The sequence below is a fragment of the uncultured Phenylobacterium sp. genome (genome assembly GCF_902826855.1).
GTDB lineage: Bacteria > Pseudomonadota > Alphaproteobacteria > Caulobacterales > Caulobacteraceae > Phenylobacterium.
Window position 1 is genome coordinate 6,071 of sequence record NZ_CADEGK010000138.1, and the last position, 6,660, is coordinate 12,730.

Consider the following 6,660-nt stretch of genomic DNA (forward strand, 5'->3'; position numbering starts at 1 on the left):
GCTTCGCGCAGCCGGAGCCGCACTGTGGTCCAAGTCGTGGTCATCGACGCGTCGGCGATCTGCGGCACGGGTGGGGCGCCGTTCAGCGTGATCTTCTGGTTGGGGGCAAGGGTCCACTGCTCCTTGCGATCGGGTCGCGTCACCTGCACGCGTCCTTCGGCCAGGATGACCTGGGTCGCGCCGCCGACGCGCCGGACATCGAACTTCGTGCCGATCGCCCTAACTCGGGTTTCGCCGGCCACGACGATGAACGGCCGGCTCGCATCATGGGCGACCTCGAAGAACCCCTCCCCGCGCTGCAGTGTGATGCGCCGCTCATCCCGGCTGAAGCGGATCTCGACCCTGCTGGCCGTATTGAGCCGGAGCGTGGAGCCATCATTCAGCCGAACGATCTGCTGCGCGCCAACATCGGTCTCGTAAGCCTGCGGCTGCAATTGCAAGATCAGGAGCATGAGCGCACCAGCGAGCGTCGCACCCACCAAGCTCAGCGGTAGCAAATTCTTGGCGAGCAACCGTCGGAGCGCCTGCCACCGGCTCGGCTTGCGAAGCGCCGCCTCCGTCAGCCGAACAAGTTCGGGATCGTTCGTGACGCGGTCCGCCTGCCGCCAGCGCGCTTCGACCTCGGAATAGGCGGCGTCGTTGGCCGGGACGCGTCGCCACTGCATGAAGTCTTCAATCGCCGCTTCGCTGACCGAACCCCCCTTGAGCCGCGTGAACCAAGCCGCGGCTTCTTCGAGGGTCCGGCGGTCGTCTCCTCGGAGCGTTCCCATGGCCAGAATCGAAGCCTCAATCCCGTAGTCGAGCGACGAAAAGTGTGACAGCCTGTTGCAACCGTTTGTCGATGGCTCGGACCGATAAACCGTAGCGTTGCGCGATCTCGCGGTTCGTCAAGCCCCCGATCTTGCTGAGCAGCAGCACGTCGCGCAGTTTCGGGGGTAAGGACCGGATCGCCTCGCGGACCTCGAAGTCGTCTTCCGCCGTATGCACACTCAAGTCTGCCCGGGAGAATGCGTGCGGCGAGCGGGCAGCATACTCAGCCCGAACGCGATCTCGTCGGAAGGCGTCACGCGCCAGGTTGCTGGCCACGGTCAGGAGCAGACCACGCGGGTTTTCCACCGGGGAAGACGGCTCCCGACCGGCCATGCGCAGATAGGTTTCCTGGGCCAGGTCATCGGCAAGGTCGGCGCTGAAGCGAACGCGCAACCGGCTTCGAAGCCAGACGAGGTGGGCGCGCCAGGTCGCTTCGGCCGGCCGCGCCGTCGATACGGACTCGTCGTCGCGCGACGAGGACGCGGGCGCTTGCTCGCGCGCCCGATGGGCGGAGTTGGGGCGGGACATGGCGTCCCCTCGGATGAACCGCGCGTCGTGGCGACCGGGCGTCTCAAACGCAGGAGTCTCGATGCCCCCGCGCCCCGCGCTTTCCCATGTCGTTCGGACACGGTCTTGTATGGTGCGGGCGCCCAGCGGCGGCGGATCGGCCGTCGCGGTGACACGGGAAGTTGCCCACCCGCGTCGACATCAGGGTGTCATACGATCCGGCGTCCGCCTAGAGTCCCACCGGCTCCAATTGTGACGCGAAGCACGCTTTCCCGTTCCGGCCGCGGACAACTCAGCGCAGAGCCTTCTCAACGATCGCTTCGAACATATCGAAGAGACGTTCCGCCCTGACGCAATTGCCAAGGTTCATCATCAAGGGGTAGTCGGCCATCTCCGAAAGCTGTCGCGGAGGACGTGCGCTGACGACCAGATCCTCTTCGTTCAAGGTCGGTCCGGCATGCAGGAACCCAAGCAATCCGAACCGCGTCGCGCCAAACTGGACATTGTTGGCCTTGTCGATGTGAAAGCCCTGATCGAGCAGGAATACGGGTGACCCGCTCGAGCCCGGGAAGCAGGCGCAGTCGATCATGAACTCGCTCTCGCCGTGAAGGTCGGCGTCGCGGTGATGCCTCCCCGCACAATCGAATAGAGGGCCTGCCGATCGACGAGTCCCTTCGGGTATCCAATCATCACGATATTCTCGATGGCCGTGAGGCTCTGGAGCCGATCCATGCGCCAGATGTCACTCGACGATATGAACTCTGCGTCGTGAAGCCCCTGCTGCATGAGGGGTCCCGCCACAGGGATCACACACAGGTCGATTCCGGATCGGGGTGATGGACGAGGGAAACCTGGGGGCTTCGGCGGGTCACGGTCGGGCCGCCGCTAGCTAGATCCGGGCACCTGGTACTCAATCCAGTCCGCGTCCTCGACCACCTGCTTGTTTGTCACGACCACCGGCGCAACGTTTGGATTCGCCGGACCGAGCACGTTCAATTGCATCAGCAGACCTGAACCGTCGGCGAGCCGCTGTTCGCCCGCGAAAGTCGTGATCCTCACCGTGGATCGAACAAGCCGATCCGGGTTGAAAGTGATCTCGCCCATCTTTGCCCGCCCTCTCTCACACCGAGCACCGAATCGCCGGCTCACGTAGGGTAGCGCTTCAACGCACCGCAACCTGGAGACACTCGATGTCCGACCACTACGCCGCGACAACGAGCTCATCCTTGCTCGTGACACGATTGCACCTAGCGCATGCGGGAAACTCAAAGGTCTCCGGCCACTGGCGATCAGTGAAAAACGCGCGAGCAGGAACATGATCAGTCTCTTCCGCTCCGCTTGGCCCGCCGCAGAAGCAGCAGTCCGGGGGCGTTGTGAGGAAGCGCTTCTTGCGATCTCGCTTGGCGCCCAAATCAACCCGTCCGCGATCCGCCGTGACTGCGGCGCCAACCGTCGCCCTGACGATTGCCGCGGCACCTTCCCATAGCCCTTGCGCGCCGGCCAGGCGTCAGAGAACGAGGAGCCTCCACGGCCATTGCTGAGCGGCGCCCTGTGTCGGATCCGGCCCGTCAGTTGACTTGCAGCAGCCGTCCCGCGTTCGTTGCCACGACTACGTGAGCGCATCCGAGTAGGCCGCCCTGGACTTCGCTTCCTCAGCACCGTGACCCTGGACAACGTGACGCCGGAGGTCCGCTACTGGATCGTGGGGGTTCTTCGTGGTCATCTGGCTTTTCGTGATCTGGTGGCCGCGGCAGAGGTCGTGGACGTGCTGGCGTGGGCGCGTCAGGTGACTGTCACAAGCCGTTCCGCGTTCGTTCAGGCATGGGCGAGAGCGCGGCCGATTTCGAGCGCCGGGACGAGTGGATGCGGGACTGGAGCGGCCCACGCGGCGACTGGGCCACCCGCGGCGCCATGGACGTGGCGTTCAGGCTGGAGGCCCTGGGGCCGCGCCTGCAGGCTTCGTGCGCGGGTTGGAGCGGGTCGACCAGATGCGCTTCAACTACATCCTAGCCGGGCTCTCCGACGTCGCCGGCTACCGCATCGGCGTGGCGGCTGACCCGTCGCGGACCAGCGGCGAGCCCCTGGGCGTGTAGGCGGGCTGGTGATCGTGGCGTGGACGTGCGGGCTCAAGCGCGGCTGATCGGCGGTCGTGAAGGTCCGGTTTCTGGCGCGGGGCCAACTGGCCCTTTCGACCCTTCGCGGACCTTCACTGGGTCCGCTTGTTGGTCACGGCCGGCGAATGTCGGCTGCCGGACGGGGGCCAGGGACCGCCTTCGACCCGTTGCGGACTGTGGGCAGGACCAGTTCCGGGACGCGCCTAGCCGTAGGTTGAGATTAGCGTCTTGCGGCGGTTACGTATCATAGCGCCGGTAGCGCCGAACCCCATGATCATCAACGCCCAGGCCGACGGCTCGGGCACAGCCACGGCATAGGCTAGGTCGGAGGTCGTTGATGTGACGATCGCCGCTCCGTCACGGGCGCCCGCAGCGTCGTAGACGTTAAGGATGCCCAGAGTGGCGGTGTGGAAAAAGTCGGACTGGACATCGAAGGTCGTGCCGGCCGGGCCCTGGACCAGCGCACTTACAAACAAGTACAGGCTGTACTCGAAAGGAACCCCGTAGGTGAAGTCGAGGAACCCCGGCACCGCAGCTCCCTGCACGTCAAGGTCATCCTGGAGGGCAGAGCCTTCAAGGGTCTCAAGCTCCAGGATCGAGAGTTGCAACGAGGAGGCCATGCAGCCCGGGCCCAAGTCGCAGACCACCCCATACGCGTTGGTGTTGTAGTGGCCGCCTAGCCCCTCGCCGTGCAGGATCCCGTCGTAGTTCAGCGTGAACCCGACGCGGCCTGCTGAGCCCTCCAGTCCAGCGCTGGAGATCAGGATAGTGTCAGTGATCCCGGCCATCGCTACGGCCGCGACATAGTCGTCGCTGCCGAGGGCGTCCTCCGCGAGCGTCCCGGTCACACTGACCTTTGCGCGAAACACGGCTCCAGAACTGTCGACGGTAGCATCGGCGGCGGATTGGGTTTGGAGCCCCTGTTCCGACGTGGCATTCGCACTGGTGGCGTGCGACGTGGAGATGTCGGCGGTCGCAACCGGCGTGCCAAAGGTGGCGTTAGTGTAGACTTCGACCGCTGCAGCTTGGCTGGCCCCAAGGGCAACTGCCGTTGTGATTGCGAGCCCTGCCAGAAGCTTCATTTCAGCATGTCCGTTTCCCCATCCTCACGATCCTGTAGCTAGACCATACACGAACCACTGATATCTCAAATGGGATATCGAGACGATGGAGCGGCGCGCCTAGCATCATGCATTGAGAGAGGGAAGGTAACGTCCGCAAACCACCCCTTGCCGACCTTCGTCGCGTCCGCGGGCCGGCTACCCCCGCCCGATCACCCGCACCCGCCACCGCCGGCCCTGCGCATCGGTGATGTGGAACATCGCGCGCCGGGGCGCGGTGATGGCGTCCTTATGGAACTGCGCGCGGTCTAAGTCCGCAAATCTGCGGAGTTACTTTGGAAGGGCAGGCTCCGGGGGTTGCGGGACCGCCTCTGGACCGGGCGGCTTCGGCAGCGCCTGCAGCCTTCGACTCACCTCGAAGACGATCTTGTCGAAGTTCTTCTGTGGCTTTCCAGTCGCCAAGATGTTGTTGGCCATCTTGAGCTTGCCGGTAAACTCGATGGCCGACGTTTGGCCTGGCGCGACGTGCTACGGTGAAACGATGTCGATGTCGGTCGTCGACGAAGCCCGCTACAGGGGGTGCCTCGATAAGGGCCGCAAACACCACGGCCTTCGCGAAGGGGAACTCCTGGCGGAGGGAAGCTGCAGGCGCTGGCGCCGCCACTACGATCGCAGCCACAAAGACAAGCGCTCGTAGCATTGCCCGCCCCCCGTGTTTTCGCACTCCCTAACTCATCGCAGTTTCGCCTGTGGCCACAACGAAGAACCGTCCTGCCAGGTCCACACAGGAACTAGGATCGGAGCAGAATCTGAAGTGCGGCTGCCTCATCATGGGCGCGCCTAAGCGGTCCCGTTAGGTCTGAAAGCTCTGCTTCGCTGACTTCTGAAAAGCCGTACGTCGGATCGCCCTTTCGCAGCCTCGTCAGCTGAGAAAGACCGGATTGTGAGCCACGCGGTTGCGACGGGTGCCCAGGTCCTTCGCCACGGCGAGATGCGATTGAATTCTCACTATCACATCGGAGGTTGCGGATTTGCCTTCCGCGAGTTTCAAGATCCGCCCAACCCGCATCGCCGGTCCGGCCTGGCGTCCATCTGCGGCCCGCCCACAACTGGCCGACCCTCAATTTCCCAGATGATGAGGTCCAGCAGATGTTCCCAGTGGGTTGTGAGCACCATCACGCGCCCGATTAGAGCGTAGATCGGGTGTTCTGGAGGCAGCGCGCCCCTAATCGTGGGAGCGAAGCCTACGAAGCGCAGAAGACCAGCGCCGACCTCGACGGTGGACATTAACCCTCGCTCCGTACCGATGCCGCCACCATCGCACGTATCGCCTCTGGCCGGCTGACCTTCTGCGGCTGCTGCGCGATCCAGGCGTCGAGCGCAGCTAGCTGATCGGGCTGGAGGCGAACGCCTACTAGCGTGCCCGTCTGAGCCGGTCGCCTGCGTTTCGTGTTATCGCGAGTTGACGATGCCATAACATTCGCGATAACACGAGTGCGGCCCGCCGGGAAGTTCGCAGCTCCCCGCGAGGCCTAACCGCAACCTGCTGCTGTGGAGGCTGATGATGCCTGTGCACGCCTGTGCGCGTGCCTCATTCTCCCTCGACCGCCCCGCCGCCCAAACCCCTCAACGCCCGACAACGCCGCCTGCGACTGGACGAGACTACTCGCAGGCCGACTGGGCGGTTGGCGGTGACGGGGGCGAACGCGAATCCGTCTGCGAAGACGAGGGCGGCGCCTGCGAGGGTGAGGGCGCCGACAACGGCGATGCGGAGCCCGACGATTGGGGTTGGGAGGTTCCAGACTACGGAACCAACTTCCCATCGGCCAGGGCCCCTTGGCCGCCACGTTCAGAGGCGCTGTGATGGCTGGAGCAACCAGAAGGGCGCTGCTGTCCGCCGTGCCTGCGGCAGCAATCGCACTGGCCGCTCCTGCAGTCGGATCGACTCCGAACCGGACGGCAAACGGTCGCTGGCGTGAACTTCACGAGGGCTTCGCGGGGTGGAACCCGGCCATGGCGAAAGCCTTCCGGCACGCGCGCGCTGCTGGAATGGACCCGCACAAGCTGGACTCAGTCAACTTCCCGAGCCGCGAGTCAGTCTACGTGACCTTCGACCTGCGCCGCGAGGATGAGCTGCCCTCGTTCGACGCCGCCGGCGAGCGTGGGTG

At 64.7% G+C, this 6,660-nt stretch carries 7 protein-coding genes; 2 read left to right on the forward strand and 5 right to left on the reverse strand.

The window, feature by feature from the left end; genetic code table 11:
• From QZV94_RS17270 to QZV94_RS17285, 4 genes are all read right to left on the reverse strand, one after another.
• Nucleotides 1-770 (reverse strand): FecR domain-containing protein (locus QZV94_RS17270; protein ID WP_293679407.1); only part of this gene is annotated, 770 nt, incomplete at its 3' end.
• 16 nt (nucleotides 771-786) lie between these two features.
• Nucleotides 787-1,338 (reverse strand): sigma-70 family RNA polymerase sigma factor, encoded by a 552-nt coding sequence (locus QZV94_RS17275; protein WP_293679409.1) that lies wholly within the window; start codon nucleotides 1,336-1,338, stop codon nucleotides 787-789.
• Nucleotides 1,339-1,609: 271 nt separating this feature from the next.
• Complete coding sequence (locus QZV94_RS17280; RefSeq protein ID WP_293679411.1) at nucleotides 1,610-1,906, reverse strand: hypothetical protein; 297 nt, start codon at nucleotides 1,904-1,906, stop codon at nucleotides 1,610-1,612.
• 296 nt (nucleotides 1,907-2,202) lie between these two features.
• Nucleotides 2,203-2,421, reverse strand: a complete 219-nt coding sequence (locus tag QZV94_RS17285) for a hypothetical protein (RefSeq protein WP_293679413.1) — start codon at nucleotides 2,419-2,421, stop codon at nucleotides 2,203-2,205.
• Nucleotides 2,422-3,278: 857 nt separating this feature from the next.
• Between QZV94_RS17285 and QZV94_RS17290 the strand changes: the two genes are divergently transcribed.
• Complete coding sequence (locus QZV94_RS17290; protein WP_293679415.1) at nucleotides 3,279-3,410, forward strand: hypothetical protein; 132 nt, start codon at nucleotides 3,279-3,281, stop codon at nucleotides 3,408-3,410.
• Nucleotides 3,411-3,634: 224 nt separating this feature from the next.
• On the opposite strand, the gene QZV94_RS17295 is transcribed toward QZV94_RS17290, so the two are convergent.
• Nucleotides 3,635-4,513 carry a PEPxxWA-CTERM sorting domain-containing protein gene (locus QZV94_RS17295; protein WP_293679417.1) on the reverse strand — a complete coding sequence of 293 codons (879 nt, stop codon included), beginning with the start codon at nucleotides 4,511-4,513 and terminating at the stop codon, nucleotides 3,635-3,637.
• Between the two features lie 406 nt (nucleotides 4,514-4,919).
• On the opposite strand from QZV94_RS17295, the gene QZV94_RS17300 reads away from it, so the two are divergent.
• Nucleotides 4,920-5,189, forward strand: coding sequence for a hypothetical protein (locus QZV94_RS17300; RefSeq protein WP_293679419.1), 270 nt, complete (start codon nucleotides 4,920-4,922; stop codon nucleotides 5,187-5,189).
• Nucleotides 5,190-6,660: the final 1,471 nt, after the last annotated feature.